This window comes from Bartonella sp. AA89HNZF, from assembly GCF_042196905.1.
Taxonomy (GTDB): domain Bacteria; phylum Pseudomonadota; class Alphaproteobacteria; order Rhizobiales; family Rhizobiaceae; genus Bartonella.
Genome location: NZ_JBHIRD010000003.1, coordinates 1 through 22,119 on the forward strand (window position 1 = coordinate 1; position 22,119 = coordinate 22,119).

Annotated in this window: 24 protein-coding genes and 1 pseudogene; 7 read left to right on the forward strand and 18 right to left on the reverse strand. The window is 36.8% G+C overall.

Translation table 11 applies throughout. The annotated features are described in order from the left end of the window. Positions 1 to 250 precede the first annotated feature (250 nt). The 17 genes from ACFIN0_RS02100 to ACFIN0_RS02180 all read right to left on the reverse strand — a co-directional run bounded on the left by ACFIN0_RS02100 (position 251) and on the right by ACFIN0_RS02180 (position 9,765). The gene (locus tag ACFIN0_RS02100; RefSeq protein ID WP_375701811.1) at positions 251 to 1,018 is read right to left on the reverse strand and encodes a type IV secretion system protein; all 768 of its coding nucleotides are present in this window, start codon (positions 1,016 to 1,018) and stop codon (positions 251 to 253) included. Next, positions 1,015 to 3,486, reverse strand: coding sequence for a VirB4 family type IV secretion/conjugal transfer ATPase (locus tag ACFIN0_RS02105; RefSeq protein WP_375610335.1), 2,472 nt, complete (start codon positions 3,484 to 3,486; stop codon positions 1,015 to 1,017). Before ACFIN0_RS02105 ends, ACFIN0_RS02100 begins: the two co-directional genes overlap by 4 nt. 2 nt (positions 3,487 to 3,488) lie before the next feature. Continuing rightward, the gene (locus ACFIN0_RS02110) at positions 3,489 to 3,797 is read right to left on the reverse strand and encodes a type IV secretion system protein VirB3 (protein ID WP_375610334.1); all 309 of its coding nucleotides are present in this window, start codon (positions 3,795 to 3,797) and stop codon (positions 3,489 to 3,491) included. A gap of 12 nt (positions 3,798 to 3,809) precedes the next feature. Continuing rightward, on the reverse strand, positions 3,810 to 4,118 hold the full coding sequence (locus ACFIN0_RS02115; RefSeq protein ID WP_375649698.1) for a conjugal transfer protein: 309 nt from the start codon (positions 4,116 to 4,118) through the stop codon (positions 3,810 to 3,812). A gap of 125 nt (positions 4,119 to 4,243) precedes the next feature. After that, positions 4,244 to 4,564, reverse strand: coding sequence for a VirB2 family type IV secretion system major pilin TrwL (gene trwL, locus ACFIN0_RS02120; protein ID WP_375701812.1), 321 nt, complete (start codon positions 4,562 to 4,564; stop codon positions 4,244 to 4,246). Positions 4,565 to 4,680: 116 nt separating this feature from the next. Further along, complete coding sequence (gene trwL / locus ACFIN0_RS02125) at positions 4,681 to 4,995, reverse strand: VirB2 family type IV secretion system major pilin TrwL (RefSeq protein ID WP_375615003.1); 315 nt, start codon at positions 4,993 to 4,995, stop codon at positions 4,681 to 4,683. A 114-nt stretch (positions 4,996 to 5,109) separates the two neighbouring features. Further along, positions 5,110 to 5,421 carry a VirB2 family type IV secretion system major pilin TrwL gene (gene trwL / locus ACFIN0_RS02130; protein WP_375615004.1) on the reverse strand — a complete coding sequence of 104 codons (312 nt, stop codon included), beginning with the start codon at positions 5,419 to 5,421 and terminating at the stop codon, positions 5,110 to 5,112. Positions 5,422 to 5,548: 127 nt separating this feature from the next. After that, complete coding sequence (gene trwL, locus ACFIN0_RS02135; protein WP_375612569.1) at positions 5,549 to 5,872, reverse strand: VirB2 family type IV secretion system major pilin TrwL; 324 nt, start codon at positions 5,870 to 5,872, stop codon at positions 5,549 to 5,551. Positions 5,873 to 5,928: 56 nt separating this feature from the next. Then, positions 5,929 to 6,255, reverse strand: coding sequence for a VirB2 family type IV secretion system major pilin TrwL (trwL, locus tag ACFIN0_RS02140; RefSeq protein ID WP_375612570.1), 327 nt, complete (start codon positions 6,253 to 6,255; stop codon positions 5,929 to 5,931). 57 nt (positions 6,256 to 6,312) lie between these two features. Then, complete coding sequence (gene trwL / locus ACFIN0_RS02145) at positions 6,313 to 6,630, reverse strand: VirB2 family type IV secretion system major pilin TrwL (RefSeq protein WP_375612571.1); 318 nt, start codon at positions 6,628 to 6,630, stop codon at positions 6,313 to 6,315. A gap of 56 nt (positions 6,631 to 6,686) precedes the next feature. Continuing rightward, a complete protein-coding gene (trwL, locus tag ACFIN0_RS02150; RefSeq protein WP_375612572.1) occupies positions 6,687 to 7,004 on the reverse strand; it encodes a VirB2 family type IV secretion system major pilin TrwL in 318 nt (105 codons plus the stop codon). A 128-nt stretch (positions 7,005 to 7,132) separates the two neighbouring features. Beyond that, entirely contained in the window at positions 7,133 to 7,444 is a 312-nt protein-coding gene (trwL, locus tag ACFIN0_RS02155; protein WP_375615007.1) for a VirB2 family type IV secretion system major pilin TrwL, read from the reverse strand. A gap of 76 nt (positions 7,445 to 7,520) precedes the next feature. Then, positions 7,521 to 7,838 carry a VirB2 family type IV secretion system major pilin TrwL gene (gene trwL / locus ACFIN0_RS02160; RefSeq protein ID WP_375615008.1) on the reverse strand — a complete coding sequence of 106 codons (318 nt, stop codon included), beginning with the start codon at positions 7,836 to 7,838 and terminating at the stop codon, positions 7,521 to 7,523. A gap of 135 nt (positions 7,839 to 7,973) precedes the next feature. Then, complete coding sequence (trwL, locus tag ACFIN0_RS02165) at positions 7,974 to 8,294, reverse strand: VirB2 family type IV secretion system major pilin TrwL (RefSeq protein ID WP_375649716.1); 321 nt, start codon at positions 8,292 to 8,294, stop codon at positions 7,974 to 7,976. A 144-nt stretch (positions 8,295 to 8,438) separates the two neighbouring features. Beyond that, positions 8,439 to 8,756 carry a VirB2 family type IV secretion system major pilin TrwL gene (gene trwL, locus ACFIN0_RS02170; RefSeq protein WP_375701813.1) on the reverse strand — a complete coding sequence of 106 codons (318 nt, stop codon included), beginning with the start codon at positions 8,754 to 8,756 and terminating at the stop codon, positions 8,439 to 8,441. Next, positions 8,719 to 9,018, reverse strand: a complete 300-nt coding sequence (gene korA / locus ACFIN0_RS02175; protein ID WP_015857010.1) for a KorA family transcriptional regulator — start codon at positions 9,016 to 9,018, stop codon at positions 8,719 to 8,721. Before korA ends, trwL (ACFIN0_RS02170) begins: the two co-directional genes overlap by 38 nt. Before the next feature lie 117 nt (positions 9,019 to 9,135). After that, positions 9,136 to 9,765, reverse strand: coding sequence for a TrwN protein (locus ACFIN0_RS02180; protein ID WP_375701814.1), 630 nt, complete (start codon positions 9,763 to 9,765; stop codon positions 9,136 to 9,138). 743 nt (positions 9,766 to 10,508) lie between these two features. Between ACFIN0_RS02180 and ACFIN0_RS02185 the strand changes: the two genes are divergently transcribed. After that, positions 10,509 to 10,796, forward strand: coding sequence for an H-NS family nucleoid-associated regulatory protein (locus ACFIN0_RS02185; RefSeq protein WP_015857007.1), 288 nt, complete (start codon positions 10,509 to 10,511; stop codon positions 10,794 to 10,796). A gap of 1,539 nt (positions 10,797 to 12,335) precedes the next feature. Here ACFIN0_RS02185 and ACFIN0_RS02190 read toward each other — a convergent pair. Continuing rightward, positions 12,336 to 13,613 (reverse strand): ubiquinone biosynthesis hydroxylase, encoded by a 1,278-nt coding sequence (locus ACFIN0_RS02190; protein WP_375610322.1) that lies wholly within the window; start codon positions 13,611 to 13,613, stop codon positions 12,336 to 12,338. A 743-nt stretch (positions 13,614 to 14,356) separates the two neighbouring features. Here ACFIN0_RS02190 and ACFIN0_RS02195 point away from each other — a divergent pair. The 6 genes and pseudogenes from ACFIN0_RS02195 (at position 14,357) to ACFIN0_RS02220 (ending at position 22,117) form a co-directional block, all read left to right on the forward strand. After that, complete coding sequence (locus ACFIN0_RS02195; protein WP_375701815.1) at positions 14,357 to 16,798, forward strand: DNA translocase FtsK 4TM domain-containing protein; 2,442 nt, start codon at positions 14,357 to 14,359, stop codon at positions 16,796 to 16,798. 707 nt (positions 16,799 to 17,505) lie between these two features. Beyond that, positions 17,506 to 17,772, forward strand: a pseudogene (locus ACFIN0_RS02200) (DNA translocase FtsK); the annotation flags it as partial. A gap of 121 nt (positions 17,773 to 17,893) precedes the next feature. Next, positions 17,894 to 18,502, forward strand: a complete 609-nt coding sequence (locus ACFIN0_RS02205; RefSeq protein ID WP_375701816.1) for an outer membrane lipoprotein carrier protein LolA — start codon at positions 17,894 to 17,896, stop codon at positions 18,500 to 18,502. 33 nt (positions 18,503 to 18,535) lie between these two features. Next, positions 18,536 to 19,351, forward strand: coding sequence for an exodeoxyribonuclease III (locus ACFIN0_RS02210; RefSeq protein ID WP_375701817.1), 816 nt, complete (start codon positions 18,536 to 18,538; stop codon positions 19,349 to 19,351). 61 nt (positions 19,352 to 19,412) lie between these two features. Further along, positions 19,413 to 20,894 carry an efflux transporter outer membrane subunit gene (locus tag ACFIN0_RS02215; protein WP_375606599.1) on the forward strand — a complete coding sequence of 494 codons (1,482 nt, stop codon included), beginning with the start codon at positions 19,413 to 19,415 and terminating at the stop codon, positions 20,892 to 20,894. After that, positions 20,891 to 22,117, forward strand: coding sequence for an efflux RND transporter periplasmic adaptor subunit (locus ACFIN0_RS02220; RefSeq protein WP_375606598.1), 1,227 nt, complete (start codon positions 20,891 to 20,893; stop codon positions 22,115 to 22,117). The genes ACFIN0_RS02215 and ACFIN0_RS02220 overlap by 4 nt, the downstream gene beginning before the upstream one ends. Positions 22,118 to 22,119 lie beyond the last annotated feature (2 nt).

Sequence of the window (22,119 nt, forward strand, 5' to 3'; positions counted from 1 at the left end):
ACATATGTTTTTGTTATCTGATCAATTTTATTGAAAAGTTGCGTGAACACTGTAAAGTCCATGGAATTCCTCTTTAACGAATTTTCAACTTTTTATATGATTTTTAAGCATTTTTCGTTGAACTTTTTAAGGATAAAATGAAACTTCGTAGACCTTTTCGATCTATGAGAGAGAATTGAGTATTACGCATTAACGTTTTCTTTTTACGAGCATACAGGGAAATAATATACAAAATGTTATTATAAAAGCTTTACCTAATAAATCTTATGGTAGGCATTTTCGTGTTTTTACTATTCAAAATTTTTATGTTATGCTTATCTTTCTGTTGTTTGATAAGTGTATGTTCAGCATTGCGTAAATGTGTAACCATTTGTAGTTTTGCTGTTTCATTTTGTAGCATAGCAAGCATTCCAACTATATGTGCTTGTAACTCGGCAATACTTTTTAGATCTTTTGTTGTCGTGATTTCTTTTAATAGTTCTTCAATTTGCTGAAAACGATTGTTTGCTTCTTGAAAAGTTTTTAAACTTACGGCTTTATCAGTGATGGCTGCATATTGGATGCGCTTGTTGATAAAACTGCTAGATTCATGGATAGTGACAGGAATTTCTTCTTCTTTTAAAATATTTTCAAGTGATGTAGATAGAGCAGAAGTTTTATTTCTATTGTAGAGATTCTCTGGATTTTTGAGAAAAAAGCTACTGTGATCTGTTTGTACATTTTTAAGCTTTTTAGTGTCGAATTTTTGGCTTCCCGTTATAGATTCGTGTATCTTTTTTGTTTCCTCAAGTTGTTTTTTTAGCATATCGAGAAGTTGGGCATCAGGTGGCGCTTTCTTTTGCTGTGGAGTTTTTTTAGGCTTTGATCTATTTGAAGATGACTTTCCAAAAAAATTGGGCCACGTCGTTGGGACTGATGCTCCCAAATCCGCCGCCCCAGCGCCCCAAACCCAAGCCATCGCTGGGTTTGAAATCCCTAAAGTTATTACAACTACTATTGAAATGACCTTTTTTTTCATGTTTCCCTCCTGTCATTTTTTGCGTGCTGTAAGAAAATTGGCAACCATATTGCTGGATCATCACCAACTTCTGCGATAATGCTTTCGGCTAACTCTGCGTTATCAGGCGTTCCTGATAACACCAAGAGCTCGTCACTAAAATCGTGTTCGATGGTTTTTCCATCGCGTGTCAGATGGAATTTACCAAGATTCAGTTCTGCAAGCGCAGATTGATCACCCTGCTTAATGAGGAATTGGCGACTAAACTCACCAAGTCCTTTAACGAGTTCAAATTCGGCATCTGTTAGTTTAAAGCCTTTAGTATAATCTTCATAATTTGCTTTGGGATTGGCTAGAAAAATGTAAGTTGCACACTGTTGAATGAGTGTTTTGGCAATATTACTTTCCAAGGCATCGCTAGGCTCTTGTGTTGCATAAACAAAAATACCATTTTGTTTACGGATAGTCTTTTGTTTATTTTTCGCTAAATCTTCAAAGTACGGATCTTGCAAAGGCTTCCAAAACTCGTCAAAGATATACATAAATCGCTGTCCGCTAATCATGCCTTCTGTGCGGTAAAGCAAATACATCATCACTGGAGTGCGAGTTTCAAAATTATCTAAGAATTCCGTGATATCAAAGCCGTAAATTTGATGTGTTGAGAGATCAAGAGCATCATGGGGATTATCAAACAACCACCCATAATCACCACCTTCACACCATTTTAGTAAGCGAGCATGAACAGATGGGTGAGCATTATAATCACTTAAACGTGGATTTGGTAAAAATTGTACTAGAAAGGACAAACGACGGAGTGATCGGTCAATGTTAGCACTCATAACAGACATAACTGCTTTGTTAATTTCTTCTTCGTCGTGATGCGTGACTTCACCACCAGCTTCTGCCAATTTTTTAACAAATTGTTTCAGAAAAATAAGATTTTCTTGTGTGGGTGGGAGTTGGAAAGGATTGAAACCACTTTTTCTGCCTGGCTTGAATGTTAAATATTTTCCACCCATCGCCCGAATGGCAATTTCCATACCACGATCTTTATCAAAAACAACAGTTGTCGGCTTAAATTTTTGTGCTTGTGCTAACAAAAAGCCGAGTAACACGGTTTTACCCGAACCAGATTGTCCGATAAGCGCGGTATTACCAAGTAAACGTTTATCTGTCGAGTCCTCTTCAAGTTTGGAGGCATGAAAATTGAAATAAAGCGGCGTTTTACTGGTTGTTTTAAGAATTGTGACGGCTGGTCCCCATGGGTTGCCAGTGGGTTTTCCTGACATAAAATTATGAAAAGATGAAAATGATAAAAAGTTCAATGATGTAATCGGAGCAGGACGCGGTCTCCATTTCCAATTGCCAGGAAGTTGTGCCCAATAGCCAGCCTCTATTGCTAAGTCTACAGGTTTGGGCAGTACCGCAACGTCTAGTAATGCTGCACTTGCTTTGGCCATATGGTCGCGAACTTGTTGAATTGTATCACCATAGATCGTCAATGTGCAGTGATGTTCTCCCATGACAAAATGCCCACTGATAAGCTGGTTTAGTGCTTCGTCAATTTGTTCAATTTGGCTCGTTGCCACATCTCGTGCATCAATCAGATTACGCTGATGCCGTTGTAAATAATCTTTAGCAGCATGTCGGGAGAGAACTGAAAAGCTCTGCGTCAATACGAACTCGAAGTCACTTTCCAACAAAACATTCAATTGTCCTGGTTTGGTTGTTGCATCATATTCTTTAATTTCCAGCATTCCAAATCGACGCATTCCACTGGTTGTTCGCAGTTCACCAAGAGCGCCCCATTTTGAGAAAAAAGGTCGATTGACAGACATATAGTCAGCAAAACGGTCATGGCAAATTGGCATAGGGCGATATTCACCATTGACAAGCATTCCAAGGAATTCAAGTGCAGAAGAATAAGCATGCCCATTTTTTTCATAAGCACCAAGAAGTTCTGCACCGTAACGGTTTAAAGATTGACCTAAAGTACGATTGATGTCATTGAGTTCTTTTATACATGTGTCTTGTCGCATCTTTTTTTGATCAAGCGTTTCACGTTCATGCTTAGAAAAGAACGACATAATTTTATCCGCTATCGGTTGAAAAATGACAGTCAGATATAAATCATTGACCATCAAATTATAACCAGTAAAGCTTTGTCGATATTTTTCATCAAGCTGATAGCAAAACATTTGATCAAATGTTGAATCAGGATATTCATAAACACGGCGGCGCACAATATGTGCCCAAAATGATAAATTGGCCGATGCAAGCCCCCGTAGAGTATTGTTAAGCTCTTTTATCCATTGAAAAATATCTTCTTCTGAAGCGCTTTGATGCGAACGCCCGTCAATTTTCCAAATTGACAAATATTCCGCATTTTTAGTAGAAATAATCGTATCTGTAATATGATGTGAATAAGGCAGAAACAGGCTTACAGGTGCCTCTGATGCAAGGCGTTTGCTGCTTTCAACAGCTGTCATGTTTATCTCCTTTTACTATAATCAGAGGGACTATAACTTGATGCGCCCCAAAAACTTTTGTTGCGATTGCGAAATTTAGTATCGATCCATAACCACCAGATACGAAACGCCTTATCATCGTTTTTAGTAATTTGCACCATAATAAACCATAATGGAGGTGCTATAATCCACAAAAAGATACTTACTGTCATAGCAATAACAGCAACCCCCATAACCATAATGATAAATGGCATCATGGGGACACCCCATATCGTTGGAACACGTGTTGCTCCCTTGAATAGGGGGAATTCTTTTTTTTCTTGCGATTTCATGAAATGTTCTCGTCACTGGAGGTGAAATAATATGTGGCTGATATAAAAAGCTGCACCAGCAATAATGACACTGAATGCCCATCGCATAAATGTAGCTTTTGCGATAATGCGAAATATATAAATAAGCAAAAGTAATAAAAGCATGATAGCAGCAACGATAGGAATAATTATACTTAATCCATATTGCATCCCTATGAAAACATCTAGACTCTTTGTTTCCGTCTGAGCATATGCAGATTGAGTTATTAATAACATAATAAAAGTTATAAAAATATCACTAATCTTACATATTTTTGATTGAAGTGTATTTAACTGTTTCATATCTTTTATCCCCTTTTAATTAAAGTTGCTATAAATAATATTCCTTTTTTCGTAGTGTGAGCGATATTATTACTGGTAAAAATCTATAATCAACGAACATTAAAAACATTACGTATTATACTAATTTATGCTTGACCTGTAAATAGCAATTTAGCAAGTTGGGTTGCCGAGCCAGCAATGACAACGCCGATTGCCCACCGTACAAACGTATCTTTTCCTATGTAGCGGCCTGCGTAACCAATTGCTAAGCACAAAAGTATCACGGCAGCAGCAACAGGAATAATGTGATCAATAAGATCTGTTTTTAGAGCACTTAAAGCTTTTTCAGCAGGAGCTAATTTTGCATTTGCATATGCAGACTGTGTTATAAAAAATGCAATTATAGCTGCAGAAATTACTATGATTCTGTTGTTATTTTGTGTTTGGACATTAATTAAGTTTCGCATATCTTACTTTCATGAATATTTTATATTTTTTAAAATAAACAAATTACTATCTTTATATATTACAATTAGAAAATATAAACTCTTAATTTAAAAACATTATGGATTATATCAGTTCATTAGTTACCTGTAAATAACAGTGTAGAAAGCTGTGTTGCTGAGCCAGCGATGACAACGCCGATCGCCCATCGTACAAACGTATCTTTTCCAATGTAGCGCCCTGCATAAGCAATTGCTAAACACAAAAGTATAACAGCAGCGGCGAGAGGGATAATCGTTTTTAAGTCATTTTGGAGTGCATCTAACGCCTTTTTTGCAGGATCTAATTTTACATTTGCATATGCAGGATTCATTATAAAAAAGGCACTTAGAGCTGCAGAAATTACGATAATTTTGTTATTATTTTTTAATTTGAGATTAATTAATTTTTTCATATTTTACTCTTATCAATACTTTGTATATTCTGAATATAAACGAAATATCACATAATATGTTTAAATTTATCAAACATAAACTCTCACATTATAAACATTATGTATTATAAAGACTCACACCTGCCCCTTGAATAACAGGCTCGCAAGTTGGGTTGCTGAGCCAGCGACGACAACGCCAATCGCCCACCGTACAAATGTATCTTTTCCGATGTAGCGTCCAGCATAACCAATTGCTAAGCATAAAAGAATAACGGCAGCAGCAACAGGAATAATATTAGTAGTAAGATCTGTTTGCAGAGTTTTTAAAGCATCTTCAGCTTTTAGTTTTGCATACGCAGGATGTACTATAAAAAATACACTTATAGCCAAAGAAATTGCTGTGATTCTGTTGTTATTTTTTAATCGGAAATCAATTAATTTTTTCATATTTTACTCTTAATTAATGCTCTTATTAATACTTTGTATTTATTATTATAAAATATATGAGATTCTCATATGTGTATAATAATTAGATATAAAACCTTATGATAAAAATATTATGCGTTATATAGACTTACGCTTGCCCCTTGAATAACAGGCTCGCAAGTTGGGTTGCTGAGCCAGCGATGACAACGCCAATCGCCCAGCGTACAAATGTATCCTTTTCTATGTAGCGGCCTGCGTAACCAATTGCTAAGCATAAAAGTATAACAGCAGCAGCGACAGGAATAATATTAGCATTAAGATCTTTTTGGAGTTCTTCTAAAGCTGTTTTTGCAGGAGCTAAACCTTGTACTTGGGCCCATACGGGATGTGTTATAAAAAATACAGTTATAGCCGTAGAAAGTGTAATAATTTTGTTATTGTTCTTTGATTGGAAACTAATTAATTTTCGCATATTTCTCTCATTAAGACTTTAAATAACATTTTGTATTATAGTTGTCATCTTTAATTTTAACTAACTGCACCTTTGAATAATAGCTGAGCAAGCTGGGTTGCTGAGCCAGCGATGACAACGCCGATCGCCCACCGTACAAATGTATCTTTTCCGATGTAGCGTCCCGCATAACCAATTGCTAAGCATAAAAGTATAACAGCAGCAGCGACAGGAATAATATTAGTATTAAGATCTTTTTGGAGTTCTTCTAAAGCTGTTTTTGCAGGAGCTAAACCTTTTGCTTGGGCCCATACGGGATGTGTTATAAAAAATACAGTTATAGCCGCAGAAAGTGTGATGATTTTTTTATTGTTCTTTGATTGGAAACTAATTAATTTCTGCATATTTCTCTCACTAAGATTATAGACAACATTTTGTATTATAGTTTTCATCTTTAAACTTTAATTAACTGCACCTTTAAATAACAAGTTCGCAAGTTGGGTTGCTGAGCCAGCGATAACAACGCCGATTGCCCATCGTATAAATGTATCCTTTTCGATGTAACGCCCTGCATAGAGAATGGCTAGGCATAAAAGTATAACAGCAGCAGCAACAGGAATAATATTAGTAGTAAGATCTGTTTGTAGAGCTGTTAAAGCTTTGTTTGCAGGTTCTATTGCTGCACATGCAGGATTTCTCATAAAAAATATAGTTACAGCAGCAGAAATTGCTGCAACTTTGTTGTTACTTTTTGGCTGGAGGTTAATTAATTTTCGCATATTTCTCTCATTAAGACTTTAAATAACATTTTGTATTATAGTTGTCATCTTTAATTTTAACTAACTGCACCTTTGAATAACAGTTGAGCAAGCTGGGTTGCTGAGCCAGCGATGACAACGCCGATTGCCCATCGTATAAATGTATCCTTTTCGATGTAACGCCCTGCATAGAGAATGGCTAGGCATAAAAGTATAACAGCAGCAGCAATAGGAATAATATTTTTAACAAGATCATCTTGCAAAGTGTCTAGAGCTTTTTTTGCATTTTTTAATTGCACTGCATATGCAGGATTGCTAATAAAAAGTACAGTTAAAGCAGCAGAAATTGTTATAATTTCATTATTATTTTTCTGGAAATTAGTTAATTTTCTCATATTTAGCTTCATTGATTTATCATAAATATTTTTTCTACGAAATAAGAAACAATTTCATTGATGTATAATGAAAGCATTGAAATCCAAAGTTTCTTTTACAAAAAATATTTCTTATTCCAAAAGATTTATCAGTTAGGTTTAAATAATAAACCAGCAAGTTCAGCTGCTGAACCCGCGATAACGACACCAATTGCCCACCGTACAAATGTGTCTTTTCCGATGTAGCGTCCTGCATAACCAATTGCTAAGCATAATAGTATAACAGCAGCAGCGAGAGGGATAAGCAACTTTAAGTCATCACGGAGTTTTTCTAAAGCACCTTTTGCAGTTGTTAATTGTTGAGCGTACACAGGATTGGACATGAAAAATACAGTTAAAGCTGCAGAGGTTTTAGTCGCTTTATTCCGAATTATTGTTTGAAGAACTTTTGATTGTTTCATATTGTTTATCTCAATTTAGATTTCGTTTTAGGATAAAAAGATATTTTACACAGCATGACTTTAATAGTCATTTTTATTACGCGCTTTTGAATAACATATTTGCAAGTTCAGCTGCTGAACCCGCGATAACGACTCCGATCCCCCATCTTACAAATGTATCTTTTCCGATGTAACGCCCTGCATAACCAATTGCTAAACATAAAAGTATAACGGCAGCAGCAATAGGGATAAGCGTTTTTAAGTCTGTTTGGAGTGCAGTTAAAGCGTTATTTGCAGGCTGTAGAACTACTGCTTGGGCTAAAACAGGATTGGACATGAAAAATACAGTTAAAGCTGCAAAGGTTTTAGTAGCTTTATTCCAAATTATTGTTTGAAGAGTTTTTAATTGTTTCATATTGTTTATTCCAATTTAGATTACAGTTGGTATAAATAAGTTCTTTTTTGATATAGTTTGTTATTTCACTAAATAAAAATACAGAAATCTAAGTTTCTTTTTATAATAGACACACTTAGTGTTTAATAAGATTTATCAGTTAGGTTTAAATAATAAACCAGCAAGTTCAGTTGCTGAACCAGCGATAACGACACCAATTGCCCATCGTACAAATGTATCTCTTCCGATATAGCGCCCTGCATAAGCAATTGCTAAGCACAAAAGTATCACGGCTGCAGCGATAGGAATAATTTCTTTCAAGTCTTTTTGGAGCGCGTTTAAAGCTGTATCTGCGTTTTTCAAACCTTGTGCTGCTTGAGCCCATACGGGATTGTTCATAAAAAATACAGTTAAAACTGCAGAGGTTGCTGTAATTTTGTTATTATCGTTCAATTGAAAATTGATTAATTTTTTCATATCGTTCAACCTTATAAAATTGTATTTGGCGCAAGTAGTTTTTCCATGAAATAGGGATAATTTCATTGAATTGATGTGGGATAAAAGTATTAAAGTCTAAAATTCTTTTTTCATGAAAGAAATACTTCGTGTTTAATGGATTTATCAGGTAGGCTTAAATAATAAATTTGCTAGTTCAGCTGCTGAACCCGCGATAACGACACCGATTGCCCACCGTACAAATGTGTCTTTTCCGATGTAGCGTCCTGCATAACCAATTGCTAAGCATAAAAGTATAACTGCAGCAGCGATAGGGATAATCGTTTTTAAATCTGTTTGGAGTCCCTCTAAAGCCTTTTTTGCAGGATCTAAAACCGCTGCTTGGGCATATGTGGAATTGGTCATAAAAAATACAGTTAAAGCTGCAGACAATGCAGCAATTTTATTACGAGCTGTTGTGTGAAGAATATTTAATTGTTTCATGTTCTTTATCCTGATTAAGATTAAAACTCCCACAAATGACCCCTCGTTCATGAAGAAACTTAAAAAGATATTTTGGATCAGCCCAAGTTCTTAGTTTTCCTCTTTGTGTAAGTAACGTATATTTATTTGGCTTTCCGGTGATTGGATCATCGGAAATAAACGTGAAATACCATTCTCTTTCTGAAAGCATCACGACTGTAATCTCACGTGCTGCTTTTTGACTAAATGCTATATCAACGCTGTTTTGTTCTATCATTTTCATTATCTTTGCCCTCAATTAGAAGAGATTTTGTTCAATCTTACTAATTAGAGCTTTAACATTTTCTTATCTACTTTTCATTATAATATCCTATCAAAATTCTGGGGTTTCGTGAAAATATCAGTCATCACTCAGCGATCTTCTCGATGAAGAAAAATCTTCAGCTGAAAAAGCATCGTGGGCGCTACTTTCTTTATGTGTAAATGCATCTTCCTCTCCTTTTGAAGAGAGAGGAAGAGAATCTACTTTAGTTGTCTGTTCTGGTTCTTCTTTTTTAAGCTTTATAGGCTCGTGCAAGCCTTCATTTCCTCGTACAGCAGCTTTTACTCCAATATATGAAGTAATTTTTTGCATACGGGTATGGTTTGAGTTTTCTGTATTGTAAAAATTCAGCACAGACTGCAAAGTCGCTTTTTCAAAGATGCACTTTGATGTTGTTTGTTCATAGCAGTAAGTTAAAACGCTTTGTACAGCTGTAATATTTCTGCAAAAATCAAACGCATCAAAAAGAGAAAACAATTTCACATTTCCAACATCAATTTGCCCTAAAATTATGTTAAAATTATGTTCGCTCTGTTTAACTGTTGCGATTGTTTCCTTAAACTGAGATGATTGATAGAACAAGTTATCTTTATCATCTGTTACATAGATATTGTCCCGCGCTTCTTGTTCGGCGATAACTGAAAATGTTATGGGAGGCGTATTGGATATGTATGCAGCAGCAAAAAATGTGAAATCTGGAACAATCATTAGCAATACACCTTATTATAAAGAATTTTATTAATACAAATGCTAATTCTGTGTTGTGCTTTTTCTCGTTGTCTTTTGATTTTATAAATTTGCAGAATGAGATTGTTTAGCTTAGAATATTCCTTGTGATTATTGCTTTGTTCTCTTCTAAGAATATTTCTAATATATGCGAATATCCAACTAACAAGATAAAAGTGTGGAATAAAATAGAGCACATTACGCCAACCAATATTATTGGAATCACGAAGAAAGGCGTTGCTTTTAAAAAATAATAATCTTTGATACTGTATTGAAGCTGCTTGTTTTATATAATTCTCTAGTTGCAAAAATCTTTTCAAAAAAAATTTATACGAAGTAAAAAGCCGTTGTGTATGAGGGGAGGTTTTCCTGTCATAATGAACTACACTATCATTATACAGAGAGGGCTTGTTCTTTGTTGCGCATTGCCATAACTTATAGAGTGACGATTTATATTTACTTTTGACTACTGATTCATAAGAGTCAGAGAGGTGCGATGGTGTTTGAGCACTGCATTTAGTAGTTCCAGCAACTGAACTGAAAAAAGATGCAGTGGCGGTAATTGATATACCAATAAACAGTTCTTTGTGGCTCAAAGCACATCTCCGTCAAAATGATATATGTATCGTAATTTTAATTTCGATAATAAATGGACAGAAATTGTCTATAATTGTGTTTAAAATATGACAAAAAGAAATTCTTTTTTTGCAAGGGGAGTAATTAAGGTGAATGATCTCAAAAATATGAATTTTGATGAACTACAAGAGATGCGTACACAAATCGATGTGGAATTAAAAAAACGGCAAGCAAAGGAAAAGCAAAATGCGCGACGAAAAATTCTTGAAATTGCTAATGCCCATGGAATTGATATCGCTGATCTTGTGAGCAAAGAGCGCCATTATAGAAATCCCAATAACCAATGGGAATTATGGAATGGGCGTGGACGTAGACCTAAGTGGATTAAAGAGTGGTTGGAGAATGGGTATACACTTGATGAACTCGAAGTAACGTAACACGTATGCGATATTTATAAGATAAGGGAATACCAAGGAATGTAAATGCAAGAAGTATGCTTTTTTGGGTAATTTGATTGTATAAACATACTGAACGAATATATTAAAGTATTGAGTTACAAAATACAATGATAGGGAGCGTGAAAAAGTTTATTTAAATGCAAAAAGTCTTTTTATTATAATCTGGCAAGCATAATGATGATGCCAGATTAGGAATATTGTAATTGCTTTTGGCATTTGAGAGAGCGGGATATTTTACTTCTTTTTATAGTTTTATTGATTCTTTACAAAAATGGTCGAAATGACAATAATTTATTGCATAGGGATTTTAACTCAATATGTAAAATGATAATTTTAGCAATTAATATGTTAATAAATTAGCATACTTATATTTTTGAAATACTGTTTTTTAGAACAAGCCTGATGTTATAGATTTTGTTTGGTCTTTTTCTGTAAGATTATATATGAGGCATTTACTTTATTTATCGTTCGTTTAGTTGAGATGAGTGAGTATGTAGAAAAATGGAAAATTTTTATGGCTGTTATGGGTTTTATAGAATTTATGACATATTTCTGAGCGTTTGTGATTAAAATTCATTTATGAGCGTTTATGAATAATGAATAAAGAGCGTATTTGAAAATAAAAGGATTGGATCATTTCTATTGCGGTTTATCTTCTTTTATGGTGTGAAATAGGGGGTGATATGCAGGTTTACAATTGTGTGTGACGGTATAGTGTACGGAACACTTTTTATATATTGGAATATTTTTTCTAAAGTCGTGTGGCATTCCACAATAAGTTAAAGAGTTTGTCTGAGAAGCAGAATGTCCCAAACCGAATACATTTATGTTTCCAATTTACGTGCTTTTTTAAAAGAAAAATTTTTCAATGCAATTAAGCTTATTTTATGGCGCTTTTCTTGAATAGTATAACGTAAAAGTCCCTATGATCATATAAAATCCATTGTACACCACCATTTTTACTTCGATAAAAAGTGTATGCCGGTGCCATTATACACTTTACTCGCCTCCAATGTTGCTAAAGTCCTTAGTCCTTGAGAGAGGGAGTCTTTGTATTACTTTGTTTAATTGTTTTTATTTATACGATACTCTCACTTGTGATGTGCAAGCGAATGATTTTGATTGCTTCAACATGAGAGAGATTTGAAACAAGGGTATTTTATGATCTTTAGACTTTTCACTCAATATGAGAACAATGAATTTATTATTATAAATAAAAGTGTTGTGTACTAAAAAGTCTTGTTTATTTTGTTATGCTGTGAAATGGCTTCTTTTAAGTGGTGATATAAGGTAACCTCTTTGAGACATTAAACGTTTTTTTCAGTGCATGGTGAATATTCTTAGAATGTAGCTTGCTTGTCGAGTCTTATGTTGAGTGAAATATGGGGGGAGGAAGTCAAGAAAAAATTACTCGACAGGAATCCGGTTTGTAAACAGATTGGATGAGATAGGAATTTTTTGTTCTTTAAAGGAGGAAGGCAAAGGTTGTAAAAAAAGTGAAATAGTATGAATTTTCGCTTAAAGTGGGAAGCCGTGTAGAAGACGTGGGGCATTTGGAGTGAGTCCGGCAGCTTCTTGAATGAAGTATTTTTTTATTTTTGGCGCTTGATTAATGATTCCAAGGCCGGTATCGCGGAGCATCCGTAAAAGAAGGCTATCATTAGAAAAGAGTTTATTAAGCCAATCATTGCTTAAAGCCATACGGACAATTTCAAAACGTCTCCAGCTTTGATAGCGCTCTAAAGCTGTGAGAGAGCCAATGTCAAGACCTAGTCGTGCTGTTTCAATAATCACTTCAGCCAGCGCAGCACTATCGCGTAATCCTAAATTGAGTCCTTGTCCTGCAATGGGGTGGATGGTATGGGCGGCATCGCCAACGAGAGCAAAACGTGGTTTAACGCATTGACGTGTTAAAGAAAGGCTCAAAGGAAAAGCTTGACGTTCGCCATTCCAAGAGAGTTTGCCTAATCGATGGCCAATACGTCTTTCGAGTTCTGTTTCAAAAATAAGTGCATCCGCTTTGAGATAATATTGCGCAGTTTTATGATCTTCATTCCACACAATGGCGGATCGGTTGCCTTTAAGAGGGAGAAGAGCAAAAGGACCGGCAGGTAAAAAATGTTGAATTGCTTGACCATTATGGGGTTTTTCATGTTCAACTGTGCAGATGATTGCTGTTTGTTTATAGGGATGAGAAAAGTTTTTAAGACCTGCTTTTTGGCGTAATTTCGAATGGGCTCCGTCAGCTGCAATAAGCAATTTTGTTTGCCAAACCTCTTCATTATTTAAAGTGACGGTTGTATGTTGGTCTTCTTGATGAAAATCAATGACACGTGTGTTTGTAATAACAGGGATATTGAGATCTTTGACACGTTTTTTTAAAGTATTGATGAGTTCTCTATGCTCTACCATGGCAGCAAAGGGCTCACCGGGATTAATGTCGCCTTCAAAGGTTAAAAGAGTGGGTTTGACCGGATCATTTGTGCTTGTATCTGTGATGATCATTGAATGAATGGGTTGCGCATAGGGTTTTACAGATTTCCAACATTGTAATTGTTTTAACATACGAATAGAAGCAGCAGCAAGGGCAATGGTTCGTATGTTAGAAGCAGGGGTATCTCCTTGTGGAGCAGCATCAACGATTTTTATTTTCAGATTAGGGGCTGTTTGCTTGAGTGCTATCGCTAGGGCTAAACCGACAGCCGCCCCTCCTGCAATGAGCAGATCACATTGTTTAGTTTTATGAGATTTAATTTTTTTATTGGGTTGTACATCTTTATTGCGATTAGAACACACAATACTTCTTCCATTGTTTATAGTTTGCTTTCTTTTAAAAAGAATATCTTTTTACATTGCCTAAAATATCTTAACTTTTACTTTTCTCTCTGCTTTACAAAAACGAGATTTCTTTTTAACGCCAATCTGATAACAGATTGGTTTTTCAGAGTTTTTCTGCTTAATCATTTATGTGATTCATCTTACAGATTTATCGGATAAGCTTTTTTAAATATCTTCTTCAATTCTTTTTACACTTGGTTGATAAAAAAGAAAACTAAAAATAAACAAAGATGGTCGTGTATTTTTTTAAGTTGTGTGAGTTACTTCAGTATGCTTGTCCTGAAGGGGGACATTTCGTTAGTATGATAGATAAAAATAGATAAAAATTGTGGTCATTCGTGATGGTTAAAACAGTATTCATATTTCGCCATTATCATGATGTAGCGTAAAAAATATTATTTTTTTAAGAAGGTGCCTATAGCACCCATGTAACACTTTACACATAAGGTGTTTTTTGGTTGATCGTGTGATAAATATTCAGGGAGAGCTTTTTGTGCGCCTTATGAAGGATTATCTCTTAGGGTGGTGGTATATGAATGATATGAAGTGGTTAGAAGGTAGAACGCGCTAGATAAGAAGTCGGATTGTTTACAGGCTATTTGTTTACAAATTGGTACAGAGTTTAAGCTTCATCCTTTTTTAAGAGAGAGAGGGAGTTATAACTCTTTAAAATATGAAAGTTTTGTATTTGGAATTGATAGATGCACCGAAGTTCTTCTCCTTATGATTCATTAGAAGTGCGAAATTCTCAAGGTTCGCGTCTTATTGAGATGTTTTTGCGTCAGATAGGAGTATTTATTGGGCTCGGGCTTTTGGGCTTTATTATTTTTTGTGTGTTTGCTTTGGCGACGTGGAATGTTGCGGACCCATCTTTAACTCATGCAAGTACAAATGAGGTTACAAACCTTATGGGGTGGATGGGGGCAATTTTTTCAGATTTTATTATGCAGTTTTTTGGCTTGGCAAGTCTTTCTGTTTTGTTGCCACCGTTATTTTGGTCTTTTCTCTTGTTGGCGCAAAAGAATATCTACAATTTGACTTTGCGCTTTTTTTTATGGGTGCTATCAACGATTTGTTTTTTAATTGCTTTTGCTCTTATGTCACCTATTGCTTCTTTTACTTATTGGCCATTGCCAATGGGATTGGGAGGGGTTTTAGGAGATAAAGTTTTAAGTGTTGCTTCTTCAGTCTTTCCTCTTTTTCTTTCTCCTCCTTACACGGTGTTTTTCAGTGTTGTTTTTATTCTTTTAGGTTTTTTCACCGCTGCTTTTGCTGGTAATGTAATATGGCGGCGTCGAACAAAGAAAAGAAAAGAAAAAAACATTCCAAAAGACGAAATCATTAATCCAGTCTTTGAGTTGGAAGAAGATACGGAATATGCCGCAGAGGAGGATCGTGAAAATCATGGTTTTTTTGCGACAACTTGTGGCGCTCTTTTGCATCTTTTTTATTTTTTACAAGCGCGTTTTTTTCGTTTATTCTGTTTCAAAAGGCGTTTTCAGAGTAAAGGGCAAGGAAAGCCATTTGATCGGATTGAGCCAACTTTTTTAGGTGAAAAAGTAAAGCGTGAGGAAAATAAAAATAAAGCTTATGTTTCTCCTGTTAAAAATCGAAAGTCTTTAACAGCTTCTTCAAATGGTGGCTTTGTTCTTCCACTTGTAGATTATCTTTCAGTTCCACCACCGTCTGTTAGGGATGCAAAACTTTCTCCTGCTGTTTTAAGAGCAAATTCTCAGGAGCTTGAAGGGGTTTTGTTAGATTTTGGGGTAAAAGGAAAAATTATAGATGCTTGTCCTGGACCGGTGGTAACTTTGTATGAATTTGAACCGGCTGCTGGCATTAAGTCTTCCCGTATCATTGGTTTGGCAGATGATATTGCACGCTCGATGCGTGCGATTTCTGCTCGTGTTGCTGTAGTTCCAGGGCGCAATGTGATTGGAATAGAATTGCCCAATACAAAGCGTGAGATGGTTTATTTAAGAGAAATTGTGCAAGCGCAGGAATTTATTGAAAGCAAAGCAAAATTGGGGCTTGCTTTGGGTAAGACAATTGGGGGAGAAGCTGTTATTGCGGATTTAGCAAAAATGCCTCATCTTTTGGTTGCTGGTACAACAGGATCAGGAAAGTCTGTTGCTATCAATACAATGATTTTATCTCTGCTTTATCGGATGACACCTGAGCAATGTCGTCTCATTATGGTGGATCCAAAAATGCTTGAACTTTCGGTTTATGATGGCATTCCTCATTTATTAACACCGGTGGTGACAGATCCTAAAAAAGCCGTCATTGCTTTAAAGTGGGCTGTTCGTGAAATGGAAGAGCGCTATAGTAAAATGTCAAAACTAGGCGTTCGTAATATTGATGGGTTTAATGCGCGTCTTAGAGAAGCTGCAAGTCAGGGAGAGACAATGGTGCGGACAATTCAAGTTGGATTTGATCGCGAGACCGGTGAGCCTCTTTATGAAACGGAAACACTTGATTTTAGTCCTATGCCCTATATTGTTGTCATTATTGATGAAATGGCTGATTTGATGATGGTTGCTGGGAAAGATATTGAAGGAGCGGTTCAACGTTTAGCACAAATGGCACGTGCTGCCGGTATCCATGTAATTATGGCGACACAGCGTCCTTCCGTCGATGTTATTACTGGTACGATCAAAGCCAATTTTCCTACACGCATTTCTTTTTCTGTGAGTTCCAAAATTGATAGCCGAACAATTTTAGGCGAACAGGGAGCTGAGCAATTATTGGGACAAGGAGATATGCTCTTTATGATGGGAGGAGGACGTATTCAGCGTGTGCATGGGCCTTTTGTTGCGGATAATGAAGTGGAGCAGGTTGTTGCGCATCTCAAAGCGCAAGCACGACCTGATTATTTAGAAACAATTACGCAAGAAGTTGAAGAGGATGGTGCTGATGTTTCTTTGTCTTCTCCTTCAGAAGATGATCCCTATAGTCAAGCTGTTGCTATTGTGCTTCGTGATCGTAAGGCCTCGACCTCTTATATTCAACGCCGTTTAGGCATTGGTTATAACCGTGCTGCGACATTGATTGAGAGGATGGAAGAAGAAGGTATCATTAGTCCAGCAAATCACGCAGGGAAACGAGAAATTTTAGTGCCTGCTGAAGAAGAGCGCTTTTGAAAAATCTTGATAGTTGTTTTTTATAATACCTTGTAAAACAAGTGTTTATCCTATTGTATCGTAGAAAGTCTGCATTTTCATATACCAGCTCTCAATTTGCGATAGCTCTTTGGTACTTGAGACTCCTTATAAGGGGATTCTTTATCTTATATAACTTTTATCCATACACCAACCTTGCTTGTAATGTGCAAGCAAATGATTTGAATTGATTCAATATGAGAGAGTATGTGATGAAAGAATCTTATTGTATTTGGCGTTATGATTTAAGTTAAAAAGATAAATTATTATAAATCAATATCTTGGTATAAAATAATGTTATTGCGAGTATAGGGGTGTAAAAGCATGTAAGACTTGATATTTTAGTGTCTTTTTAAGTGCGCTCTAAATATTTAGGGCAAGGCTGATCTCTCGAGTTTTAATATAAATGAATTATATGGGGTGGGAAGCTAAGTGAAATTTGCTAAACTCCAAACTGTTTACAGAGCGGTTCTGATGAAATTTTTTATTCTTTTGGGCGAGAAGGAAGTCAAAAAAGTATTTTTGATACTTAAAAGAGCTTTCAGGTTTGCGAGTAATATGTTTAGTCCTTAATCCATTATGTCTTGACTATAATTTATGTTGCTTCATAGATTAGGGGTGGAAAAGAATATATTATGCGTTTAGAAAAGCGGGAAAATTGGATGCTTTCGGAAACTTAAACGCAGACTGATTATTTGGAAACGATATCGCAAGAAATAAAAAAGGATGTTTCTTTAGCTTTTTCTTTAGCAGATGATTCCTATTGTCAAGCTGTTGCTATTATGCTTCGTGATCGTAAGGCTTCAACTTCTTATATTCAATGTCGTTTAGGCATTGGTTATAACCGTACCGCCACATTGATCGAAAGGATAGAAGAAGAAGGCATCATTATTAGTCCAGTGAATGATATGGGTAAGCGAAAAGTTTTGGAGATTGTCGAAGAAGAATACTTTTAAAAATCTTTTGATATTTTTTTCAAACAATATCTTTATCTTATAAAGAATGGTATTTATTCGTCGTTGATTACTTAAGTTATGAATTATAAAGCCAATTAAGTATTGCTTGGGAGCATTTTTTATGAAAACGTCTTTTTTGTCGCAAAGAAGAGTCTTTGGGTTTGTGGGGATTATTGTCTTTTGGTGTTTAACTTTTCCTGCTTTTTCGCAAGCCTCTAATAAAATGGCAAAGGCGCAGAATGTTGTGAACCACTTTGCGGCAATCAAAACAATGACAGGTGATTTTATTCAATTTAGTCCAAAGGGAAAGATGTCTCAAGGAACGTTTTATCTAGAGCGTCCAGGGAAAATTCGTTTTATTTACAAGAAAATGCCTTTACAGATTATTGCAGATGGTCAATTTGTGGGCATTAACAATCGAGCTTTGAATACTTGGAACTTTTCCCAACTTTCGCAAACGCCAATGAAATTTCTGTTGGATGATAAAATTGACGTATCTTCTGGGCGTTTGTTGGCCTTTCGTGAAGATCCTGGGGCCGTGACGATTGTTTTGCGTGATCAAACGATTGGGGTAGGGCAAATAAGGATGGTTTTTGATTCTCAAGGTTCTGCTTTGCGGCAGTGGACAATTGTTGACCAACAAAATTTGGAAACTACTGTGCAGATTATGAATGTGCAGACAGGCGTTCGATTCGCTAATGGAATGTTTAAACTTCCTTCGCAGAAATGAAGAAATAGTGTCACGTTATTGAGATTGAAACAGATGTTTTTTCGTATTGCGACTTGGAATATTAACTCTATTCGTTTGCGTCTTGCACAGGTTTTTCAGTATTTGGAACTCTTTTCCGCAGATGTATTGTGTCTACAGGAAACAAAATGTCCAGATGCTTTATTTCCAGTGGAGGCTTTTGAAGCAGCGGGTTATAAGCATATCGCATTGAGTGGACAAAAATCTTATAATGGGGTGGCTATTGTTTCTCGTTTGCCTTTTAAAAAGGTAGAAAAACGTTTTTTTTGTCAAAACCAAGATTGCCGTTATATCTCAGTTATTGTGGAAGCCCATGGGAGAAGCTTGCGGATTCATAATTTTTATGTTCCTGCTGGGGGAGATATCCCTAATGCTGATGTGAATGAAAAGTTTCGTCATAAGCTTGATTTTTTAGAAGAAATGTCCTCCATTCGTGCGGACCAAGGCGATGGTCTTTCTTCTCTTTTGGTGGGAGATTTAAATATTGCTCCTTTGGCAGAGGATGTTTGGTCTCATCAGCAATTGTTGAAGGTTGTAAGCCATACCCCCATTGAAACCGAGAGTTTACAGGATTTGTGTTGTCAAGGTGGGTGGGTTGATCTTATGCGGTTGCATATTCCTGTTCCTACTAAACTTTACACATGGTGGAGTTATCGTGCACGCGATTGGGCGCTTACGGATTACGGGCGGCGGCTTGACCATGTTTGGTCCTCTCCAGATTTAGCGCCTTTTGTTGTAGATCTTTCGATTTTTCGTGATGCGCGCGGATGGGAACGTCCTTCAGATCATATTCCTGTGCAAACTGTATTTGATTTTTCACGTCAAGTTTGAAATAAGAGGTAAATAAAGTATTAATATTAAATAATGATTCTGAAAGAATGCGGGAGACTGGATGTATATCAGAAATCTCAAATGGGGCGCTTCTCGTGGATTATTTTTTAGTGTCTTGTTGTGTTTGCTTTTGTCAGGATGTATGGTTGGTCCTAATTACCAGAAAACATCTTTTCGTGTTCCAGCAGTTTGGGGAGAAAAATCTGCACAGACTGCAGGGCAGCCCGTTGCGCTTGCCGGATGGTGGCGGCATTTGAATGATCCTGTTCTAGATGCGTTAATGGATTACGCGATTTCTGGAAATAATAATGTTGCTGTTGCTAAAGCTCGGGTACGTGAGGCGCGTGCGGGTTTAGGACAGGTTGTGGGAACTCTTTTGCCAAATGTGTCCAATTCAATTTCAGGAACCCGTAGTCGTTCTGGACAGTCTGATGCATTATTCAACCAGTATAGTAGTGGTTTTGATGCAAGCTGGGAGCTTGATTTTTTTGGTGGGCATAAACGTGCGGTTGAAGCAGCGCGTTATGGCCTTGATGCGGCTGTGGAAGATATGCGCGCTACCATGGTGACATTACTAGGAGATGTGGCAACAAATTATGTGCAAATGCGTGGTTGGCAACAAAAGTTGTTTATTGTGCGGCAAATTGCTGTATCACAACGTAAAACTTATGAATTGATGCGCGCTAGATTAACAGCTGGTGATGTTTCTGAGCTTGATGTTTCAAATGCGCAAGCACAAATGGCAAATACAGAAGCAGATATATCACAGATGGAAGCGAATTTAGCAATGAGCGTTCATCGCCTTTCTGTCTTAACTGGTCGTGTGCCTACGGCATTGAAGGATCTTTTACAAAAAAATGCTAAGCATGCAAAGATTCCACAACCACGCTGGCCGATACCAGCAGGAATTCCAGCCGATATTTTGTTAACACGTCCAGATTTACGACGGGCAGAACGTCAATATGCGCAAGCGACAGCACGGATTGGTCAACGTGAAGCAGATCGTTATCCATCACTTACTTTAACAGGTAATATTTCGACAGCAGCAACGGCAATTGATCAGTTATGGAAAAATTCAACGATTGGCTGGTCTTTTGGACCTGGTCTTCGTTTTCCTCTTTTTAATGGAGGTCAGGTCGAGGCTTCTATTGCGGTAGCGCGCGCGCAGCGTGATCAAGCTTTTATTACTTATCGAGCTGCTGTGTTGGAGGCTTTAGAAGATGTAGAAAATGCGCTTGTAAGATTGACGAAGGAACATCAACGCTTAGAAAAGTTAATCGTTGCGAATAAAGCTTCTCTTCATTCCTTAAAACTTTCACGGAGCCTTTTTGAGAATGGAAATACTAGTTTTCTTGAATTGTTAAATGCTGATCGCTCTTATTATTCTGCACAAATGGCGCTTAAAGATAGCCGTGTTTCTTTGGTTACGCAATATATCACGTTGATGAAAGCGTTGGGGGGGGGCTGGGATGGCGTTGTTGATGTATCGCGTCCAGAAGTCGTTGATAATGCACCTCGTTCGCGTGCAAAGGTAGGGAAATGAAAAAAAACTTACTCAAAAATTTCATTACAAAACACAAAAAACTTTCCTTCTTTTTAACTGCTATATTTCTCATTTTCTTGTTGTTATGGTTACGTTCTGTTTTTTTTGGAACATCTACTCCAACTTATATAACCGCGGTGGTGAAACGTGGGGATATTGAGGAAAGTGTTTTAGCTTCTGGTCTTGTACGTCCTTACCGGTTGGTGGCTGTTGGTGCGCGAGCAACAGGGCGTGTGGTGTCAATGCATGTTTCCCCTGGGAGTGTTGTGAAAGAAGGCGATCTCTTGGCAGAAATTGATCCTACAGATCAGGAAAATGATTTAAAAAGAAAAAAAGCAGCATTATCGCATTATTATGCGAGTTTGGTAGAACAAGAAGCCTATCTTTCTCTTGCACAAAAAAATTTAGAGCGTCAGAAAAAAATGATCGAAACACGAGCGATTTCACGGGCGAACCTCGATGAGGCTGCGACACAGGTGAAAATACGCGAGGCGCAAATTGAACAACTTCGTCAACAGATTGTGCAAGCACAAATTGATGTGGAGAGTGCAGAGGTTAATTTAGGTTATACACGCATCACTGCCCCTTCAGCAGGAACGGTTTTGGCAACAGTTGTGGAAGAAGGGCAGAATGTGAATGCGGTTCAGTCGGCGCCAACAATTGTTATTTTGGGTGATTTATCAAAGATGACGATCAAGGCGCAAATCTCAGAAGCAGATATTCTTAAAGTCCGAGCTGGACAACCACTTTATTTTACAGTTTTAGGTAATTCACAGCGTCGTTATGAAGGCGTTTTAGAAAAAGTAGAGCCGGCTCCTGAAGCAATTCGTGCTGATGTGAGTATTAATCCTGGTATGGTGAGTGGTTCTAGTGCTTTAATATCATCGGCGATCTATTACAATGGAATTCTACATGTTGATAATGCGGATAATTTTTTGCGAACCTATATGACTGCTCAAGTTCATATTATCTTAGGGCGCGCGCAGAATGTCTTGTTGGTTCCAAGTGATGCTTTACGCGATGAGACAAGAGAGCGTAAAGCATGGGTTTCTGTTTTAGTGGGGGAAAATAAGGTGGTTACTAAACAGGTGAGCGTTGGGTTGAATAATAAGGTTATGGCAGAGATTGTTTCAGGACTTAACGAGGGTGATGTCGTCGTCACCAGTTCGTCTGATGGAGTGATGCCAGAGTCTTCTAACATGCATAGCGAAGACGAGAGTTAAAG

Excerpts from the sequence above, each read along its gene's own strand:
- ACFIN0_RS02100 (WP_375701811.1), bottom strand. The coding sequence starts at position 1,018 with ATGAAAAAAAAGGTCATTTCAATAGTAGTTGTAATAACTTTAGGGATT.
- ACFIN0_RS02105 (WP_375610335.1), bottom strand. The coding sequence starts at position 3,486 with ATGACAGCTGTTGAAAGCAGCAAACGCCTTGCATCAGAGGCACCTGTA.
- ACFIN0_RS02110 (WP_375610334.1), bottom strand. The coding sequence starts at position 3,797 with ATGAAATCGCAAGAAAAAAAAGAATTCCCCCTATTCAAGGGAGCAACA.
- ACFIN0_RS02115 (WP_375649698.1), bottom strand. The coding sequence starts at position 4,118 with ATGAAACAGTTAAATACACTTCAATCAAAAATATGTAAGATTAGTGAT.
- trwL (WP_375701812.1), bottom strand. The coding sequence starts at position 4,564 with ATGCGAAACTTAATTAATGTCCAAACACAAAATAACAACAGAATCATA.
- trwL (WP_375615003.1), bottom strand. The coding sequence starts at position 4,995 with ATGAAAAAATTAATTAATCTCAAATTAAAAAATAATAACAAAATTATC.
- trwL (WP_375615004.1), bottom strand. The coding sequence starts at position 5,421 with ATGAAAAAATTAATTGATTTCCGATTAAAAAATAACAACAGAATCACA.
- trwL (WP_375612569.1), bottom strand. The coding sequence starts at position 5,872 with ATGCGAAAATTAATTAGTTTCCAATCAAAGAACAATAACAAAATTATT.
- trwL (WP_375612570.1), bottom strand. The coding sequence starts at position 6,255 with ATGCAGAAATTAATTAGTTTCCAATCAAAGAACAATAAAAAAATCATC.
- trwL (WP_375612571.1), bottom strand. The coding sequence starts at position 6,630 with ATGCGAAAATTAATTAACCTCCAGCCAAAAAGTAACAACAAAGTTGCA.
- trwL (WP_375612572.1), bottom strand. The coding sequence starts at position 7,004 with ATGAGAAAATTAACTAATTTCCAGAAAAATAATAATGAAATTATAACA.
- trwL (WP_375615007.1), bottom strand. The coding sequence starts at position 7,444 with ATGAAACAATCAAAAGTTCTTCAAACAATAATTCGGAATAAAGCGACT.
- trwL (WP_375615008.1), bottom strand. The coding sequence starts at position 7,838 with ATGAAACAATTAAAAACTCTTCAAACAATAATTTGGAATAAAGCTACT.
- trwL (WP_375649716.1), bottom strand. The coding sequence starts at position 8,294 with ATGAAAAAATTAATCAATTTTCAATTGAACGATAATAACAAAATTACA.
- trwL (WP_375701813.1), bottom strand. The coding sequence starts at position 8,756 with ATGAAACAATTAAATATTCTTCACACAACAGCTCGTAATAAAATTGCT.
- korA (WP_015857010.1), bottom strand. The coding sequence starts at position 9,018 with ATGAAAATGATAGAACAAAACAGCGTTGATATAGCATTTAGTCAAAAA.
- ACFIN0_RS02180 (WP_375701814.1), bottom strand. The coding sequence starts at position 9,765 with ATGATTGTTCCAGATTTCACATTTTTTGCTGCTGCATACATATCCAAT.
- ACFIN0_RS02195 (WP_375701815.1), top strand. The coding sequence starts at position 14,357 with ATGCACCGAAGTTCTTCTCCTTATGATTCATTAGAAGTGCGAAATTCT.
- ACFIN0_RS02205 (WP_375701816.1), top strand. The coding sequence starts at position 17,894 with ATGAAAACGTCTTTTTTGTCGCAAAGAAGAGTCTTTGGGTTTGTGGGG.
- ACFIN0_RS02210 (WP_375701817.1), top strand. The coding sequence starts at position 18,536 with ATGTTTTTTCGTATTGCGACTTGGAATATTAACTCTATTCGTTTGCGT.
- ACFIN0_RS02215 (WP_375606599.1), top strand. The coding sequence starts at position 19,413 with ATGTATATCAGAAATCTCAAATGGGGCGCTTCTCGTGGATTATTTTTT.
- ACFIN0_RS02220 (WP_375606598.1), top strand. The coding sequence starts at position 20,891 with ATGAAAAAAAACTTACTCAAAAATTTCATTACAAAACACAAAAAACTT.